The following is an 18,008-nucleotide window of genomic DNA, read 5'->3' as shown; positions in this document are numbered from 1 at the left end:
GTTAGTCCGCCTTATTTTTACTATAAGGATGAATAAAATGAGAAAACTTGCATTGGATGTTGGGGATAAGACGATAGGCGTTGCAGTAAGCGACGAATTATTGTTGACCGCAAATGGAGTTACTACTATAGAACGTGTCGGTATCCGGAAAGATGCCGGCAAAGTAATGGATTATATCCGAGAATACGATTGTGATACGGTGGTAGTAGGACTGCCGAAAAAATTGGATGGGTCGGACAGTATTCAAACGGAAAAAGTATATGAATTTAAAACCATGCTGGATAATAAACTGAAAAGTTCCGGTCTGGGTAAAATTGACGTTGTATTTCAGGATGAGCGTTTGACGACTGTTATGGCGGAAAAAGTTTTGATTGAAGCGGATGTCAGCAGAAAAAAAAGAAAACAAGTGATCGATAAGCAAGCGGCCATTTTAATTTTACAAGGATATTTAGACAGACTTGCTTATGAACGAAGAAATAGAGAGTAAACCATCGACTGTTTACTTAATAAAATTATGGTAAATTTAAGCGGCAATAAAAGCGCACTCTAGTAGGGTGCGTTTTTTTATTCAATAGGAAATATCGTTTTCTAGTGAATAAAAAAAGGAAGTGCGGAGTGGCGAAGCCACTTTTTTCATATTTTTTAGCATAAAATCTTGTCCCATTAATATAGTTGAATGGTAAGATACTGTATGGATAAGTAATGGGTGAGGTAAGAAGGATGAATAGTTTTAATATTGTATTGAAGAAACTTCCTCTTGAGCTTCAAGAAACGTTGATGGTGATGCCCGCAAATATACTGGAAAATTTAGAGGAGGTACGGCTGAGACAGGGCAGCCCGATAAGTATTATAGCAAGAAATAAAGAATATGTTTTAGATACTCAAAACAAATTAAGTATTGATTCAAAATATTTAGGGAACGTATTGAATTCTTTGGTAGACTATTCCTACTATGCGTATGAAGAAGAGCTTGCAAAGGGCTATATTACGGTAGAAGGCGGTCATCGAGTCGGTATATGCGGCAAAGCCGTACTGGATAATGGAAACGTAAAATTGATAAAAGATATTTCCTCTTTAAATTTACGAAGAAGCAAAGAGTTGATCGGCATTTCAAAGAAATGTTTGGATAAAATTATCGATCCACAGAGCGGATTCCTGTATAACACGTTAATTGTATCTCCCCCCAAATGCGGGAAAACAACTCTTTTAAGGGATATAGTAAGGCATCTGAGCACGAACGGGCTACGGGTAGGTCTGTGCGATGAAAGGTCGGAAATCGCCGGAATGCATCAAGGAAATGCTACTTTTGATGTAGGACCCAGAACGGACATATTGGATGGATGCCCCAAAAGTATCGGAATCCCGATGCTGATTCGTTCGATGGCTCCGGACATCATTGCAACGGATGAAATCGGGAAACAAGAAGATATAGGCGCCATTGAAACGGCTCTCTGCGCCGGGACGAAGCTATTAACGACAATACACGGCAATAGCTTTGAGGATATTTTGAATTCAAATATTGCAAAGGTGATAAAACAAGGAGCTTTTAAACGAATTATTTACCTGACCAATGTACCTTGCACCGGCACCATTAAAGGAGTACAACATGTTTGAAATTTTACTGTGTATATTCACATTTCTGTCTTGTTCTCTTTTGGGATATTTTATTGCATTGAATTATTCCCAAAGGGAGACGGATTTAAAAGAATTTCTTCAAGGAATGATTTCGTTAGAATCAGAAATGCAGTATCGTCGAGACACGATACAAGTTTGCTTGTATCGATTAAGTCAAAACAAAGAGAATACTGCGACTTTATTTTTTTCTGAACTGCAGCAGCGGCTGTCTGATTCAAAAGAAAATAATTTTTTCAAATCTTGGTGCCTTGCTGTAGATAACGCGTATAAGAATCGGAGCCTTACCGAGCAGGATATAAAGATCATCAAAGACATTGGCCTAGACTTAGGGAAAAGTGATCTCCAGAGTCAGGGACGGTTATTTTCCAGACAATATCAGCTTTTGGAAGCTCAAATTGAGCAGGCTCAGGAAAATTGCAAAACAAAGGGAAAGATGTATAGAAGCCTGGGAATATCGGTCGGGCTGGTGATTGTGATTATACTGATTTAAACAGACCTATCAAGGTCTGTTTTTTTTATCGCTAATTTTCCTTTGTGGACAAATTTTTATTCATATAATTTTGGACTGCTAATATACATGAAACATGGACAAAGTTAGGAGGAGTACGGATGATAATGGATGTTGATATTATTTTCAAGATTGCGGGAATTGGTATTGCAATTGCTGTGATCAATCAGATTTTAAACAAGGCGGGCAGGGAAGATTACGCACTGATGACAACGTTAGCCGGAATAGTGGTTGTTTTATTTTTCATCATACAAATGATCAGCGACTTTTTTGATACTGTCAAGACATTGTTCCAATTGTAGGTGATTTCATGGACATTATTAAGATCGCTGTCATAGCAATTGTCGGTGTTATCTGTGCATCTATAGTGAAAGGTTTTAAGCCTGAGTTTGCAATTTATGTAGTTTTAGCAACAGTCGTTATCATCTTTTCTATGGCCATTGAAAAACTAGTCGCTGTATTTGCCTTTTTAGAGTCAATTTATGATGAAATCACTTATGGCAAAACTTTTTTCCCTATTATCATGAAGGTATTGGTCGTGGCGTATATCGCTGATTTTACTTCACAGCTATGCAAAGATTCGGGCGAATCGGCTATTGCGGGAAAAGTAGAACTGGCGGGCAAAATTATTATCTTTTATCTCGCCACGCCGATTCTAATGGCTATCTTAGACTTAATCAACTCATTACTTTAGATAAGGAAGGTCAGTATGGATTACCAAAGTATTATAGCCGAGCAGCTTCAGCAATTGAATCTGGGCGAGCTTCAAGACATCATGAATGAGACGGCAAGGTCAAGCAATGGGATATTTTCCGGTATGTCTATTGAAGATGTCATTTATTCGGCTTTAAATGGCCAGCCGTTATTTAACTCGCAGGTCATTATCAGCAGTATGATGGATTTGTTTCTATATGAGATAAAAAGCAGCTTACTGCTGGGAGTCGAACTAATACTTATCTGTATAGTCACGGGGCTTTTAACGAATTTATCCAATTCATTTGGTGAAAAAACCGTATCCAATCTCGGAATCATCGTATGCAGCTGTTTTGTTATTGCCCTGTGTCTCAAGAATTTTTCCTACACATATGAACTGTGCGCGGATTCCCTTCATACCATGACGCTGACCATGCAATTACTTTTACCGATACTTATACCGTTGCTGATCAGTATGGGAGGATTTACAAGCGGGAGTATTTTAAATCCGGTCATTGTAGGCTCAATCACGATGTTTAACACTGTACTGCAAAAGTTTATCCTTCCGGCCATATTTATTTCATCCATCTTTATTCTGATTAACAGCATGACAGATCGAGATTACGTACATAAATTGGCTGTATTTATCAGAGGAATTGCCACTTTTGCTACAGGACTGTGTGTCACGTTCTTTGCCGGATTAACTGTTATACAGGGATTTGTATCCAAGTCTGCGGACGGTATTTTGATTAATACGGCAAGGTATTCGATCAACAATTTCGTACCGATAGTGGGAGGGTTTGCGGCAGACTCCATTGATATGGTGTTATCTTGTATGGGGATTATCAAAAATGGAATCAGTATTTTCGGTGTCATATTGATTATTGTGCTTCTTGCCATACCGCTGCTTAAGATTTTAGCCATTGCATTTTTGTATAAGGTAACCGCTATCATCATTGAACCAATCGGAAACAAACAGATTTCAAATTGCATCAATGAAATGGGCAATTCGGTCATATCAATGGCAGTCGTTATGTTTTTAGGGGCATTGATGTTCTTAATCTTTTTAACTATTATCATCGGAATAGGAGGGGGCAGTCTGATAAGGTAGCCGTATAAATTTATGGAAATTGTAAAAGAGTGGGTTCGAAACATTTTTATCATTGTAGTTGCTTTGTCTTTTATAGAAACCTTGCTTCCGTCTACAGAAATGCAAAAATACATCAAATTCGTTTTTTCATTAATCATCATGGCGACAATTTTATCACCACTGATCATATTTCTGGAATAATGAACCAACTCGAAAATATATATATAGTGGAGGATTTTCATGTGGGAAAAGTACAAAGGCGTTCTTAATGCCAAGGAAATGATATATAAGCTTATCACTGTGATTGTGGTAATCTCACTGGCATTACTGGTGTTTGAGGTAATGACAAATGATAAGGACGGAAGACAGCAAATTGTTGATGAGGACGGCGGTACAGAAGCAAGTCTATCAATGATTTTATCAGACATAAAAGGGGTTGGAGATGTTGATGTGATGATTACTTATGGTGATAAAGATGCCGTAACCGGTGTAATTGTCACCGCTAAGGGAGCCGGAAGTCCTGTAGTAAAAAGAGAACTGACGAATGCTGTATCAGCAATATTCAATATTCCAGTTTCCAATGTGATGGTCTTTGAAAAAGAGAATGGAGGAACTAGTAATGAATAAGTTATCAAAAAGAAAAAAAATTGTGCTGTTTAGTATGTTGGGATTGGTGTTATGTTTAGCAGTGGCAAATCAAGCACTCAATAATCAGCAGAGCTTGGTTACTTCAACGGAATACACGAATTATGAAGAGAAAGAAATGCAGAAACATGACGGAGATGTGCTGGTAGACAGCTTAAATATAAAAGAAATACCGGCGACAAATAGTGCGGTTCAATCGGAGGCCTCCGATTCGAAAGTGGTTACTTCCGACGACATATCTGATTTCAATGCAAATACATACTTTGAGGAAGTCAGAGCAACGATAGACCTAGATAGAAATCAAGTGATTTCGATGCTTACGGATGTATTGGAGGAAACCGACAGCACGGTTGAAAAAGAAAATGCAACCAAGCAAAAACTAAAGATCATCGGATACATGGAAAAAGAAAAAGTCATTGAAAATCTTATCTCAACCAAAGGTCTGCCGGAAACTTTAGTATTGATTACAGACAATGCGGTGAATGTAACGGTCAATAAGCAGCAATTGGAACAGACGGATGTCGCTAAAATTTGTGATATTGTTATCCGCGAAACAGGAAGACCTGCCAGTCAAATTGTTATACAAAGTAAAGTTTAGAAAGCCCCCGTCGCACGTCAGTGCGGCGGGGATTTTATTTCGCAGTTGTTGTGTATTTTTATGAATTCTGTTATAATAAATGGGAGGTGAATAAAATGAGTATGGAACAAGAAGAAAAATTGGGAGCTGTTAAAATCTCAGACGATGTGATTGCTATATGTGCGATTAACGCCGCGTTATCAACCAAAGGAATTGCAGGCTTAAGCGGTGGTTTGACAGATACCATTTCAAAAAATATTCTAGGTAAGGATCCTCTGAAAAAAGGTGTTAAGTTGTCTAAGGAAGACGATGAAATAACGATAGATATATATGCAATTGTGGAATACGGCAGGAAGATACCGGAAGTTGCTTGGGATGTTCAAAAAAATGTGAAGAACGAAATTATGAATATTATAGATATCCCGGTAAAAGCGGTGAACATACATGTTCAGGGCATCAACTTTCCGGAATAGGAGGAAGAAAAAATATGGTTCGCAGCGAAGCAAGAGAGCTGATGATGCAGCTTCTATTTCAAATGGAAGCACAGAATGAATATAATACGGAAATTAAAGACCGATTTCTATCGGATAAAGGAGAGTTCGGCAATCAACAAACCTATATGGATGAAGTGTTGAATGCGGTGAAAGAACATATTAGTCAAATCGATCAGATCCTTGAAGAGTCCAGTGAAAACTGGAAAATCAGCCGAATGGGCAAAGTAGACTTAGCCATCTCCAGACTGGCTGTATGTGAGATGCTTTATATTGAAAGTGTTCCGACTTCCGTGGCTATTAATGAAGCGATTAATCTGGCGAAGAAGTTTGGAACGGAAGAGTCCGGCAAGTTTATTAATGGCCTATTAGGTAAGGTTGCAAAGAAAGTGACTGAAGGATAAAATGGACAAAGGTTGTGTTCTCGGAATCGATACAAGTAATTATAAAACTTCGCTGGCTGTTGTCGATCGATCAGGGAAAATCATAAAAGATGCCAGAACCTTGCTGGCCGTAAAACAGGGAACAAGAGGCTTGAGACAATCAGAAGCCTTTTTTCAACATATTGAGAACTTTCCTAATTTAATCAATCAGGTTTTTGAAAAAACGCTCAGCAGTCAAATAGCTGCGGTAGCAGTTTCTGATAAACCCAGACCGATAGAGGGTTCTTACATGCCTTGTTTTAAAGCAGGAATTTCCTTTGCTCAATCCATTGCGAAAATATTGCAGGTACCTGTTTACTGCTTTTCACATCAGGAAGGTCATATAGAAGCGGTAAAAGCTTATAGCCATTTTAACAACGAAGATACGGTGTTGGCGTGGCATTTATCCGGTGGAACCTGTGAACTGTTAAAAGTAGACAACCACCTCATAGAAATCATTGGAGGCAGTAAAGATATTTCTTTTGGACAAGTGTTGGATCGAATCGGCGTATTGTACGGTTTGAATTTTCCGTGCGGAGAAGCGATGGATGTAAAAGTCTGTGGGTTACGTAATGAATTTATTGTCAATAGAGAACAAGAAAGACTGACTAAAATTAAGTTAGACGGCTTATCTTTCAACCTATCCGGAGTAGAAACCCAGTGTGCTCGATGGATCCAGTCAGAAAACGACCGAAGCGGTGAATTCATTCCGGATTGGAAGCTCATAAAAGAACTTTTTGATCAAATTGCCGATTGTATCATTTTAACCACGCAGAAAGCCAGTGAAAAAACAGGCATCCGAAATGTCATTTTTGCAGGAGGCGTATCAAGCAGTAAGTACATTAGTGAGAGAATAATAAAGGCCTTTGAAAATACAGCTGTTCAAATCGATTTTGGCAACCAAGAACTGGCAAGTGATAATGCAGTCGGGGTGGCCTTGTTGGGAGGTAAAAGCCTATGGCTATAAAGCCCGTAAAGGTTTCGCAACTGAATTCCTATATAAAGAGAGTGCTTCAATCCGATCCACTTTTAAACAGCGTATCGGTCATTGGTGAAATTTCAAACCTCAAATTTCACGGGACGGGGCACGTTTATTTTACGTTGAAAGATGAAAACAGTAAGATAAGCTGTTTTTTACCTTCGGAGCATTTTCAGCGGTTACGTTTCGAATTAGCGGATGGAATGGAGATTACTGCGGAGGGCTACATTTATCTGTATGAAAAAGGCGGCAGCTATTCTTTAAACATCCGAGATATTCAAGTGGCGGGCTTAGGCAATCTGAGTATCGCTTTTGAAAAATTAAAAGAAAAACTATTCAAAGAAGGCCTGTTTGACGAAAAATATAAAAAACCGATCCCGTCCTTTCCTGAAAGAATTGCGGTGATTACGTCTGAAACGGGAGCAGCCGTAAAAGATATCCTAAAAATTATAAAGAATAGAAATAACCTTGTAGATGTGTTAATCTATCCTGTTCTGGTACAGGGTCCGGGTGCGGCACCGGATATTGCGGAAGCGATCCGGCAAGTAAATTTACTTTTTCCTGAAACGGATACGATTATCGTTGGACGAGGCGGAGGATCGATTGAAGAATTATGGGCGTTTAACGAAGAAATGGTGGCGCGCAGTATCTTTGAGTCGAAGATTCCAATTATTTCCGCTGTCGGACATGAAATTGATTTTACCATTGCCGACTTTGTCGCCGATAAACGAGCGGAAACACCCACAGCTGCAGCTCAAATGGCAGTTCCCGATGTGTTTGCTCTGAAAGAATACGTGTCGCAGTTAGGGGACAAACTTCAGGTTCAGCTTCATCAGGTAATTCGGCATAAAGAACTGGAACTGCGGTATTATAATATAGAAGCGATGTCATTAAATTTAGAAAAAAGGATTCAGCTGCATCGAAAGCAGATAGAAAATCATCATAAAGAAGTGATGACGGCGATGAATCTGTTCCTAATCAACAGAAAAAATAAGTTGGATGCTGTATTAGCCGAATTGGAAGCGCTTAATCCCAGAAATATTATGAAAAGAGGATATAGCGCTATTATAGGCAGTGACGGCCGGCTGAAAAATTCGATTCATGATTTTAAGGCAGCGGATAAGCTTACCGCTGTTCTTGCCGATGGTAAGATGGATTGTACCGTTGAGAAGATCAGGAGGGAGGACTAATGGCTGAGAAGAAGAATCTTTCATTTGAAGAAGCTTTGGAAAAATTGGAAGCTTCTGCGGAATGTTTAAAAAGTGACCAGATATCATTGGAAGAGGCTTTAAAAAGCTTTGAAAAAGGTATCGAATATTATAATAAATGTAGTTCAATATTGAATAATGCGAAGCAAAAAATAGAAGTATATTCAAAAGAGTAGGAAAGAAGGAAATATACCATGGACAATATCTCATATTCTACGTACAAAAATCTTATTGATAATCACATTTTAGATTTTATTCCAGAGATTGATCATAAAAGTATTACTGTTTATGAGTCTATGAAATATAGTTTGACGGCAGGAGGCAAACGGATAAGACCCGTATTGCTGTTGGCAGCATGTGAATTTGTCGGCGGCAATTCAGCTGACGTAAAGGGTGCAATTACTTATGCTTGTGCTTTAGAATACATTCACACCTATTCATTAATTCATGATGACTTGCCGGCTATGGATGATGACGAGCTTCGCAGAGGAGTGCCGACAAATCATGTCGTATTCGGAGAAGCGATGGCGGTCCTTGCAGGGGATGGCTTACTGTCGACTGCATTTGAGGCAATGAATAAGGATATGCTGTTATACTTAGATGATCCTGTTAAACTGAAGAGAAGAATCCGGGCGATTTATGAAATTTCTAAAAGTGCAGGATGCCGTGGCATGATCGCAGGCCAGGTTGCGGATATCGAAGCAGAGAATAAGCAATGTTCGAAAGAAATGCTGGATTACATTCATTTAAATAAAACAGCGGCCTTAATTATAGGGGCCGTAAGAGCAGGCGCTTATTTAGGCGGAGCGAATGAACAACAATTGCGAGATTTGACCGGTTATGCGGAAAATCTTGGACTTGCTTTTCAAATTGCAGATGATATTTTAGATATCTGTGGAGATGAAGCAGAAATGGGCAAAAAAGCACATAACGATCAAAAGAAAAATAAGTCGACCTATCCTTGTCTATATGATTTAGAGGACTGTAAGGAATATTTGAGTGAGCTGACTGAAACAGCGGTTTCTTTCCTTGAATCCTATTATGATGAAGCGGAGTTTTTTACAAAGCTTGCTGAGGACATGGCTGTTCGTGTAAAATAACGTAAGCAAAGGGGCTCAAGATTGTAAATGGTATATAGAGCAAAACCAAATCTGTTAGGGGGAGACTACCCAGACGATTTAAAAAAAATGTCCAGTAATGAATTGGATTTACTATCGTATGAAATTCGAGATTTTTTAATAGATAATGTTTCAAAAACAGGCGGACATTTGGCCTCCAACCTAGGGGTAGTGGAGCTTACCATTGCGCTGCATACTGTATTTGAAAGTCCTAAAGATAAAATTATATGGGATGTAGGACATCAGTCCTATATTCATAAGATACTGACCGGGCGTATCGATGGATTTTCCAATTTACGTCAGTACGGTGGGATAAGCGGGTTTCCTAAAAGGGAAGAAAGCTCTCACGATTGTTTTGATACGGGGCACAGCAGTAATTCCATTTCTGCGGCAGCAGGAATAGCTGCGGCCAGAGATTTAGCCGGTGAACAATTTTCGGTGATTTCGGTGATCGGAGACGGCGCATTGACCGGAGGTCTGGCGTATGAAGCGCTGAACAATGTCGGCATATCCGGATCCAAAATCATCGTTGTCATTAATGATAATGGCATGTCGATTTCTAAAAATACCGGGGGTTTATCTCAGCATTTAGGAAAGCTGCGACTGTCACCTGCTTATCTGGATTTTAAGAAACAAGTCAAAAAGACCTTAAAAGGGATTCCGGGGGTCGGAGAAAATTTATATTCCGGCATTGAACATGTAAGGGATTCCGTAAAATATGCGATGTTTGACGGAGCACTTTTTGAAGAACTGGGATTTAAATATATGGGACCGTTTGACGGGCATAATATAAGAGATTTAATAGCTGCTTTTTCTCTTGCACAAAATTCAGAAGAATCGGTGGTATTACATGTTCTGACCAAAAAGGGCAAGGGATATAAAAATGCGGAAACCAGTCCCAATAAATTTCATGGAATCGGACCGTTTAATCCCACGACAGGCGTTCCTTTAAAATCGGCGGCGAATTTTACGTATTCGCAGGTTTTCGGCAGTAAAATGATACAACTGGCGGACAGAAACAAAAATGTAGTGGCGATCAGTGCAGCGATGATTGAAGCGACCGGACTCCATAAATTTTCGGAGCGGTTCAGCGATCGTATTTTCGATGTGGGAATTGCCGAAGGACATGCGGTTTCGTTTGCAGCCGGTCTTGCGGTATCCGGCTTCCGGCCGGTAGTCGCGATTTATTCCACTTTCTTGCAGCGAGCGTATGACCAGATGATGATTGATGTCTGTATGCAAAATCTTCCGGTTGTTTTTGCCATTGACAGGGCAGGAAATGTAGGGGCGGATGGAGAAACCCACCATGGCGTATTTGACTTATCTTATTTGAATCATATGCCGAACATGACTGTACTTGCACCAAGTGACGGAAGAGAATTGGCTGAAATGTTAGCCTCTGCTTTAACCTTGGAAGGTCCTTGTGCCATTCGATACCCACGGGGAGAGGCCATAGATTTATCCGGCGTATATGGCGGAGAGTATGGGAATATTTTAAAAAGCAAGGTTATTCAAACCGGCACTCAAGTTGAAATTTTAGCAGTCGGCAAGATGGTTTCTATCGCCATGGAAGCCTGTACGATGCTAAAATCATATGGCATAGATGCGGGGCTTATCAATGTACGTTCCGTGAAACCGTTGGATAAAGAGGCCATTTTAGAGGCAACAGAGCGGACCAATGCACTTGTGACATTGGAAGACAATGTAATCGAAGGCGGATTTGGACAACAAGTGCTTTCGTTATTATCCGATTCCAATATTCATCTTCCATGCAGGGTAATAGGATGGCCGGATTGTTTTGTGGAACACGGCGAAGATAAAGAGTTATTCAAAAAATACAGTTTGGATGCAACAGGAATTTATGAAAGGGTGCGTGACTTTATTGAAAGACAGGCTTGATGTAATACTAGTTGAAAAGGGATTATTCGCTTCCAGGGAAAAGGCAAAAGCCTCTATCATGGCAGGGATCGTTTATGTAGACGGACAGCGAATTGATAAAGCGGGCACACAGGTCAGTGATTCTTCTGACTTTTTAATCAAAGAGGATCTTTGTCCCTATGTAAGCCGCGGAGGTTTAAAGCTGGAAAAGGCTCTTGCGGAGTTCGAATTTCATTTAGACGGCGCAGTCGCAGTTGATATCGGCGCGTCAACAGGTGGATTTACCGATTGCATGCTAAAAAACAATGCATCGAAAGTTTTTGCCATTGATGTAGGGTACGGACAATTGGATTGGAAATTAAGAAACGATCCAAGAGTCGTGAATATGGAAAAAGTAAATATCCGATATCTTGATGTGGATATGATTGATAAAGATGTGGATTTTATCAGCGTTGATGTATCTTTCATATCGTTGAAGCTGGTTTTCCCGGTAGCAAGCAAGCTGCTCGCTGAAGGCGGGAGTATCGTTTGCCTGGTCAAGCCTCAATTTGAAGCAGGACGGGAACAGGTCGGCAAGAAAGGGATTGTTCGAGATATTCAGGTTCACCGAGAGGTGCTATATAAGGTGATTGGATATGCTGCAGCATCGGGACTTTATCCTCATGGACTGACATTTTCTCCGGTTACCGGAGCAAAAGGCAATATTGAATATTTGCTTTATCTGAAAAAGACAGAAAATGAGTTGTTTACCAATGTCTTAATCGAGCAGGTGGTAAACAGTTCACATAAAATGTTATAACGTTTAAGTAGAAAAATTTCGAATGTAGAAATTTTTCTTACCTCTGTACGTTTCAACGAGGAAGGTTATATCCACCTCGTTATAGCTGATTTTTAATTATTTCTTCAATAATAACCTAAAAATTACTATCATTTTAAGGTTATTCGAAAAAAAGAAAAAGGAGATTGTCTAAAGATGAAACTATCAAAAAGAATTCAGGAAATGCAACATTCGCCAATTAGAAAGTTCTACGTTTATTCAAACGAGGCGAAAAAACAAGGGAAAAAGGTGTATCAGTTAAATATTGGTCAGCCGGACATCAAAACACCAAAAGCTTTTATGGAAGCGGTGAGAGCCTATGATGAAAAAGTCCTTGCTTATGCACCGTCAGAGGGCATTCCTGAACTAATTGATGCCATTCGAGGATACTATGCAAGATATGGCATGAACTATGACAGAGGAAATGTTCTTATCACAAACGGCGGAAGTGAAGCCTTGACATTTATTATGACAGCGATATTAGACAGCGGTGATGAAGTGATCGTACCTGAACCATACTACACCAACTATACGACATTCATCGGTTTCTCAGATGGTAAAGTGGTTCCGTTAACGACTAAAGCAGAAGAGGGATACCATTATGCAAAAAAGGAAGCTATCGAAGCCTTAATTACACCTAGAACAAGAGCAATGGTATTTGTAAATCCAGGTAATCCGACAGGTTCTGTTCTTACAAGAGATGAAATGAGAATGATCTGTGATTTGGCCAAGAAACATGATTTCTTTATTATCGCAGATGAAGTATATAGAGAATTTATCTATGATAATGGCGAGATGACAAGCTTTGGTCAATATGAAGATGTGGCGGACAGAGTGATTATAGTAGACAGCGTGTCCAAACGTTTCAGTGCATGCGGAGCCAGAATCGGTTCCATCGTAACTAAAAATGAAGAACTGTATTCTAATTTGTTAAAGCTGGCCCAAGGAAGATTATGCTGCCCAACTATCGATCAAGTGGGTTCTGTTGCTTTATACAACTTGGATCCATCTTATTTTAATGAGATTAAAGCAGAATATGAACGAAGAAGAAATGTAGTATACGATGAACTTTGCAAAATTGAAGGATTGGTTTGTGAAAAACCGTCCGGTGCTTTCTATATCACAGCAAAGCTTCCTGTAGAAAATGCAGAAGAGTTCCTCATCTGGATGCTGACAGAATTTGATGATAACGGCGAGACTGTTATGTTCGCTCCTGCCGAAGGGTTTTACGGAACGCCTGGGCTTGGAAGAAGTGAAATGCGTATCGCCTATGTTTTAAATGAAAAAGACATGGTTCGAGGGGTAGAATTGATTCGATTAGGCCTCGAAGCATACAATAAGAGATAAATTGAGATTTAGTAAAGGGTAGGGGTAAGAGAAACTATGCAACTAACACCGATGATGCAGCAATATATGGAGATTAAAGAAAATTATCAGGATTGTATTCTGTTTTTTAGACTCGGGGACTTTTACGAAATGTTTTTTGACGATGCCATCGTCGCATCGAAGGAAATGGAAATTACCCTAACGGGTAAAAACTGCGGTCAAGAGGAGAGGGCCCCCATGTGCGGGGTTCCTTTTCATTCCGTCGATACGTACATTGCGAAATTGGTGGAAAAGGGATTCAAGGTAGCCATCTGTGAACAGGTGGAAGACCCTGCAACTGCAAAGGGCATCGTTAAGCGTGAAGTCATTCAGATCATTACGCCGGGTACGATTGTGAATCAGACGATGCTCAATGAGAAAGAAAATAACTATTTGGCATCTGTTTATCTGTCTGAGGAAGGCGCCGGAATTGCTTATACGGACATCTCTACCGGCGAATTATATACGACGGAATTTTTAGGCAACAATACCATAGAGAATCTGCTCAATGAATTGGTAAAGATCAAAGCGAAAGAAGTGCTGATGAACGAATCGGCTGAAGCCATCTTTTCTATTGAGGAAATGAAAAAAATCACGAATGCATATTTTAATATTTTAAATGAGCATTATTATAACCCGGCAACGGCTGAAATGACTATATTGAAACAATTTCAGACAAAATCGCTGGTCGGACTTGGACTAGCGGATTTGAAATTATCTACGGTGTCGCTGGGATCGCTGCTCAGCTACTTATTTGAAACCAGAAAGCATAATCTAAGCCATATTACAACGATCCAAGTGTATCAATTGGACGGTCATATGTCGTTAGACAAGGCGACCATTCGAAATTTGGAAATCACCGAAACCCTTTACGAAAAGAAAGTACAAGGCTCGTTGCTAGGCGTTTTAGATAAGACGCATACCGCGATGGGTTCACGAAAAATGAAACAGTGGCTTCGGGAGCCTTTAAACAACAGCAAAGAAGTAAACAGGCGGTTATCTGCCGTGGAAATATTGATGGATGAAATCATCATCCGAAATAATATCAAAGAAGCCTTGAAGGCGGTTTATGATTTGGAGCGTTTATCCGGTAGAATTGCCTGCGGTAACGCCAATGGGAAAGACTTGATTGCACTTCGCAATTCTTTATACATATTGCCTGAGATCAAAGCTGAATTAAAATCCTTGGATAATGAACTGCTTCATTCCTTGTGTGGGGAAATCGAAGATTCCCTGATGGAGGTCTATGACCTGATCGATGCTTCTATTGTGGAGGAAGCTCCTTTTACGATCAAAGAAGGTGGGTTAATAAAAGCGTCTTATTCCGAGGAATTGGATCATCTTCGTTTTTCCATTAAAGATGGACAGGCTTGGATCGCAGAGCTGGAGGGCAAAGAACGGGAAAGAACCGGCATCAAGAACTTAAAGGTTCGATTCAATAAAGTATTCGGGTATTATATCGAAATTACAAAATCCAACTTGGAAATGGCACCGGAGAACTATATTCGAAAACAAACACTGGTGAACTGTGAGCGTTTTATTACGCCGGAATTAAAGGAAATGGAAAGTCTGGTGTTAAATGCCGAATCCAAAATCAATCAAATGGAATATGATTTGTTTACAGAAATCCGAAATAAAATTCAGACGTATATCGGCTTGATTCAAAAGTCTTCATCGGCGATTGCAATTATTGACGTATTGGCTTCCTTTGCCCATGTATCGGCGGCTTTAGGCTATACGAAACCGGAAGTACATGACGGAAACAGCATTGCGATTACAAAAGGACGACATCCGGTTATTGAACAAATGATTAAGGACGGTATTTTTGTTTCAAATGATATTTATGTAGATGATAAGAATTCCAGTATGCTGCTGATTACAGGGCCGAATATGGCGGGAAAATCGACGTATATGCGTCAAACGGCGCTGATTGTGCTGATGGCGCAGGCAGGCTGCTTCGTCCCTTGTGAAACGGCCAATATCGGACTTGTGGATCGGATTTATACACGAATAGGTGCTTCTGACAACCTGGCACAGGGACAGAGTACCTTCTTTGTGGAAATGAGTGAATTAGCGTATATCCTAAATACGGCGACAGCTAAAAGCCTGATTATCTTGGATGAGATCGGTCGAGGGACCAGTACCTACGACGGTTTATCCATTGCATGGGCGGTTGTGGAGCATTTATGCAATGCAAAAAATAAGATCAGAACTTTATTTGCGACACATTATCATGAATTGACCGCTTTGGAGGAGGAGCTTCCGGGGGTTAAGAATTTAAATGTAGATGTGGCGGAAGAAAACGGGAATATCATCTTTTTACATAAGATTGTGGAAGGCAGTGCCAGCAGAAGTTACGGCATTCATGTAGCGAAATTGGCCGGCGTTCCGGAAGCAGTGCTCGAAGCTGCTGCGAATAAATTGACTGCGCTGGAATCCGGCGGTGCAGAAGAAGGACATACGCTGATTAAAACTAGTGAGGAAAAAGGGAGCAAATCTGCAGAAGCAAACGAGCAGCTTTCTTTCTTTGATTTTGCTCCAAACGCTGTTATAGAAAAATTAAAAAATATTGATCTAATGAAGCTTGCCCCTTGGGAAGCTCTTAAAGTATTGGAAGAATTACAGGTGGCTGCAAATGATTAAATTACTGAGCAAGTCTGTAGCGGATAAGATTGCGGCAGGTGAAGTCGTAGACAGACCCTTATCCATTGTAAAGGAATTGGTTGAAAATTCCATTGATGCAGGTGCAGATTCCATAACGGTAGAAATTCGAAACGGCGGAAAAAACTATATCCGTGTGACGGACAACGGATCCGGAATTTCTCAGGAAGAAGCGGAAATGGCTTTTTTGCGTCACGCTACCAGCAAGATTGCTACAGATGAGGATTTGAACAGCATTTTAACGTTGGGTTTCAGAGGAGAGGCTCTATCCAGCATTGCTGCTGTTTCCCGAGTAGAACTCATCACGAAAACGGCGGATGAAAAAACGGGGATTTCATTAAAAATAAACGGCGGAGAGGTTTTTGAAAAAAATTTAACCGGTTGCCCGGAAGGAACGACTATCATTGTTTCGGACCTATTTTATAATACGCCTGCTCGATTAAAATTTATGAAAACGGATTCGGCGGAAAGCAATCTCATTATTGATTTTATGTCAAAGATTGCGCTGGCTTATTCCGATATAAAAATCCGTTTAATCAATAATGGCAATATCTTATTTTCCACCAACGGAAAAGGGGATCGTTATACAAGTATTTTAACGGTTTATAGCCGGTCGGTCGGAGAAGGCTTAATGTATCTGAAAAGTGAAAATGAACGAATGAAGCTGGAAGGGTATATTTCAAGGCCGGACTATAGTAAAACAAATAAAAGACAACAAATTTTCTTTGTGAACGGACGCGTCATATCTAATAAAGTTATGGATATAGCCGTGCAGGAAGGGTATACGGAAAGGCTGTTCGAAGGCCGATATCCGATTGCATTTCTGTTCTTTACGATTCAGCCTAACTTAGTGGATGTAAACATCCATCCGAATAAGAAGGAAGTTCGCTTCCATGATGATATGGAAGTAAAGATCTTTATTTCGCAGTCTATCAAAAGAGCATTGCTTTCCAAAGAGGCTATTCCACCGATTCAGAAAAATTTCACGTCCGAAGCAACACTCTTTTCGGAAAAGCCGAAAACTGCGCTTTCGGAGCCGTTGGCTGAAAAAGGACCTTCTGATGTGTTTAGAGCGCAGACGGAAAAGGAAGAAGTTCAAGTACCAAATACAGCACCGATGTCTATAAAATCAGTGGCTCAGAAACAAGTAAATGTGCAGATTCAGGATAAGTTAAGCGAAAACAGGACAGAAATAAAGGCAGAAGAGAACAAACAAGAACAAGTTGACATAAAATTGATATTGTCAAGCCTAGCGAAAGAACGACAAGAAGCATATGATGGTACCGTAGGAACGCCGGTAAATATAGAAGTAGAACCGGAAGTAGTAGAGAAAAAGAAAGTTTCTTTTTTTGGAAGCTTACAGTTAACTGGTACGGTATTTCATACCTATATTACAGCTGTCGATGAAAACAGTTTTTATTTCATCGATCAACACGCGGCTCATGAACGTATTTTTTATGAGCAGCTATTGCATCAGTATAAAGCAGAAGAGAAATTGCAGCAGACGATCTTGATACCGATCGTGGCGGAAGCGAATTATGCCATCAAATCCAGCGAATCTTCTTGGGTACATTTGCTGCAAGCAATGGGATTTGATATTGAGGCATTCGGTACAAAATCGTATATCATCAAAGCCATTCCGATGTTTATGGAAATGGAGGAAGCGAATCAGTTTATCGATTATTTCCTGGAGAATATTGAAGAGAATGTGGACATAGAGAATGCCTCGAAAATCGATAAAATTATTATGAGAGCCTGCAAAAGTGCGGTGAAGGCACATGACGTTCTTTCGGATGAGGAATGCAGGCAGCTGATAGCAGATTTAGCCAAGTGTGAGAATCCTTATTCGTGCCCTCACGGCAGACCTACGTTTATAAAAATGACTCAATATGAACTGGAGAAAATGTTCAAACGTGTATAA

General features: G+C 40.0%; 20 protein-coding genes. All 20 read left to right on the top strand.

Annotation, left to right across the window (positions count from 1 at the left end; all coding sequences use genetic code 11):
• Nucleotides 1-37 precede the first annotated feature (37 nt).
• The 20 genes from ruvX (at nt 38) to mutL (ending at nt 18,008) form a co-directional block, all read left to right on the top strand.
• A complete protein-coding gene (ruvX, locus tag JYB65_RS04100; protein WP_206581333.1) occupies nt 38-487 on the top strand; it encodes a Holliday junction resolvase RuvX in 450 nt (149 codons plus the stop codon).
• A gap of 233 nt (nt 488-720) precedes the next feature.
• On the top strand, nt 721-1,614 hold the full coding sequence (gene spoIIIAA / locus JYB65_RS04095) for a stage III sporulation protein AA (protein WP_206581332.1): 894 nt from the start codon (nt 721-723) through the stop codon (nt 1,612-1,614).
• Nucleotides 1,607-2,125: a stage III sporulation protein AB gene (locus JYB65_RS04090; protein ID WP_206581331.1), complete on the top strand. Its 519-nt coding sequence runs from the start codon at nt 1,607-1,609 to the stop codon at nt 2,123-2,125. Before spoIIIAA ends, JYB65_RS04090 begins: the two co-directional genes overlap by 8 nt.
• A 125-nt stretch (nt 2,126-2,250) precedes the next feature.
• A complete protein-coding gene (gene spoIIIAC, locus JYB65_RS04085; protein WP_206581772.1) occupies nt 2,251-2,445 on the top strand; it encodes a stage III sporulation protein AC in 195 nt (64 codons plus the stop codon).
• Between the two features lie 8 nt (nt 2,446-2,453).
• Complete coding sequence (gene spoIIIAD / locus JYB65_RS04080; protein WP_206581330.1) at nt 2,454-2,837, top strand: stage III sporulation protein AD; 384 nt, start codon at nt 2,454-2,456, stop codon at nt 2,835-2,837.
• Nucleotides 2,838-2,852: 15 nt separating this feature from the next.
• The gene (gene spoIIIAE / locus JYB65_RS04075; protein ID WP_206581329.1) at nt 2,853-3,947 is read left to right on the top strand and encodes a stage III sporulation protein AE; all 1,095 of its coding nucleotides are present in this window, start codon (nt 2,853-2,855) and stop codon (nt 3,945-3,947) included.
• 12 nt (nt 3,948-3,959) lie between these two features.
• Nucleotides 3,960-4,127 carry a stage III sporulation protein AF gene (locus JYB65_RS04070; protein WP_206581328.1) on the top strand — a complete coding sequence of 56 codons (168 nt, stop codon included), beginning with the start codon at nt 3,960-3,962 and terminating at the stop codon, nt 4,125-4,127.
• Between the two features lie 39 nt (nt 4,128-4,166).
• Nucleotides 4,167-4,553 carry a hypothetical protein gene (locus JYB65_RS04065; protein ID WP_206581327.1) on the top strand — a complete coding sequence of 129 codons (387 nt, stop codon included), beginning with the start codon at nt 4,167-4,169 and terminating at the stop codon, nt 4,551-4,553.
• Nucleotides 4,546-5,169, top strand: coding sequence for a SpoIIIAH-like family protein (locus JYB65_RS04060; protein ID WP_206581326.1), 624 nt, complete (start codon nt 4,546-4,548; stop codon nt 5,167-5,169). Before JYB65_RS04065 ends, JYB65_RS04060 begins: the two co-directional genes overlap by 8 nt.
• A gap of 95 nt (nt 5,170-5,264) precedes the next feature.
• Entirely contained in the window at nt 5,265-5,621 is a 357-nt protein-coding gene (locus JYB65_RS04055) for an Asp23/Gls24 family envelope stress response protein (protein ID WP_245156567.1), read from the top strand.
• A 14-nt stretch (nt 5,622-5,635) separates the two neighbouring features.
• Entirely contained in the window at nt 5,636-6,043 is a 408-nt protein-coding gene (nusB, locus tag JYB65_RS04050) for a transcription antitermination factor NusB (RefSeq protein WP_206581325.1), read from the top strand.
• A gap of 1 nt (nt 6,044) precedes the next feature.
• Entirely contained in the window at nt 6,045-7,028 is a 984-nt protein-coding gene (locus JYB65_RS04045) for a DNA-binding protein (RefSeq protein WP_206581324.1), read from the top strand.
• Nucleotides 7,019-8,230, top strand: a complete 1,212-nt coding sequence (gene xseA, locus JYB65_RS04040; protein ID WP_206581323.1) for an exodeoxyribonuclease VII large subunit — start codon at nt 7,019-7,021, stop codon at nt 8,228-8,230. The genes JYB65_RS04045 and xseA overlap by 10 nt, the downstream gene beginning before the upstream one ends.
• The gene (gene xseB, locus JYB65_RS04035; RefSeq protein WP_206581322.1) at nt 8,230-8,424 is read left to right on the top strand and encodes an exodeoxyribonuclease VII small subunit; all 195 of its coding nucleotides are present in this window, start codon (nt 8,230-8,232) and stop codon (nt 8,422-8,424) included. The genes xseA and xseB overlap by 1 nt, the downstream gene beginning before the upstream one ends.
• 18 nt (nt 8,425-8,442) lie before the next feature.
• Complete coding sequence (locus tag JYB65_RS04030; protein WP_206581321.1) at nt 8,443-9,348, top strand: polyprenyl synthetase family protein; 906 nt, start codon at nt 8,443-8,445, stop codon at nt 9,346-9,348.
• Between the two features lie 27 nt (nt 9,349-9,375).
• Nucleotides 9,376-11,265: a 1-deoxy-D-xylulose-5-phosphate synthase gene (gene dxs, locus JYB65_RS04025; RefSeq protein WP_206581320.1), complete on the top strand. Its 1,890-nt coding sequence runs from the start codon at nt 9,376-9,378 to the stop codon at nt 11,263-11,265.
• Complete coding sequence (locus tag JYB65_RS04020) at nt 11,228-12,043, top strand: TlyA family RNA methyltransferase (RefSeq protein WP_206581319.1); 816 nt, start codon at nt 11,228-11,230, stop codon at nt 12,041-12,043. Before dxs ends, JYB65_RS04020 begins: the two co-directional genes overlap by 38 nt.
• A gap of 174 nt (nt 12,044-12,217) precedes the next feature.
• Nucleotides 12,218-13,408: a pyridoxal phosphate-dependent aminotransferase gene (locus JYB65_RS04015; RefSeq protein ID WP_206581318.1), complete on the top strand. Its 1,191-nt coding sequence runs from the start codon at nt 12,218-12,220 to the stop codon at nt 13,406-13,408.
• A gap of 36 nt (nt 13,409-13,444) precedes the next feature.
• Complete coding sequence (gene mutS / locus JYB65_RS04010; protein WP_206581317.1) at nt 13,445-16,069, top strand: DNA mismatch repair protein MutS; 2,625 nt, start codon at nt 13,445-13,447, stop codon at nt 16,067-16,069.
• Nucleotides 16,062-18,008, top strand: coding sequence for a DNA mismatch repair endonuclease MutL (gene mutL / locus JYB65_RS04005; RefSeq protein WP_206581316.1), 1,947 nt, complete (start codon nt 16,062-16,064; stop codon nt 18,006-18,008). Before mutS ends, mutL begins: the two co-directional genes overlap by 8 nt.

The sequence above is a fragment of the Clostridium aminobutyricum genome, assembly GCF_017255415.1.
GTDB classification, from domain to species: domain Bacteria; phylum Bacillota; class Clostridia; order Peptostreptococcales; family Anaerovoracaceae; genus Aminipila; species Aminipila aminobutyrica.
Note: the sequence above shows the minus strand (reverse complement) of the source record. Positions and strands in the feature narration are given on the sequence as shown.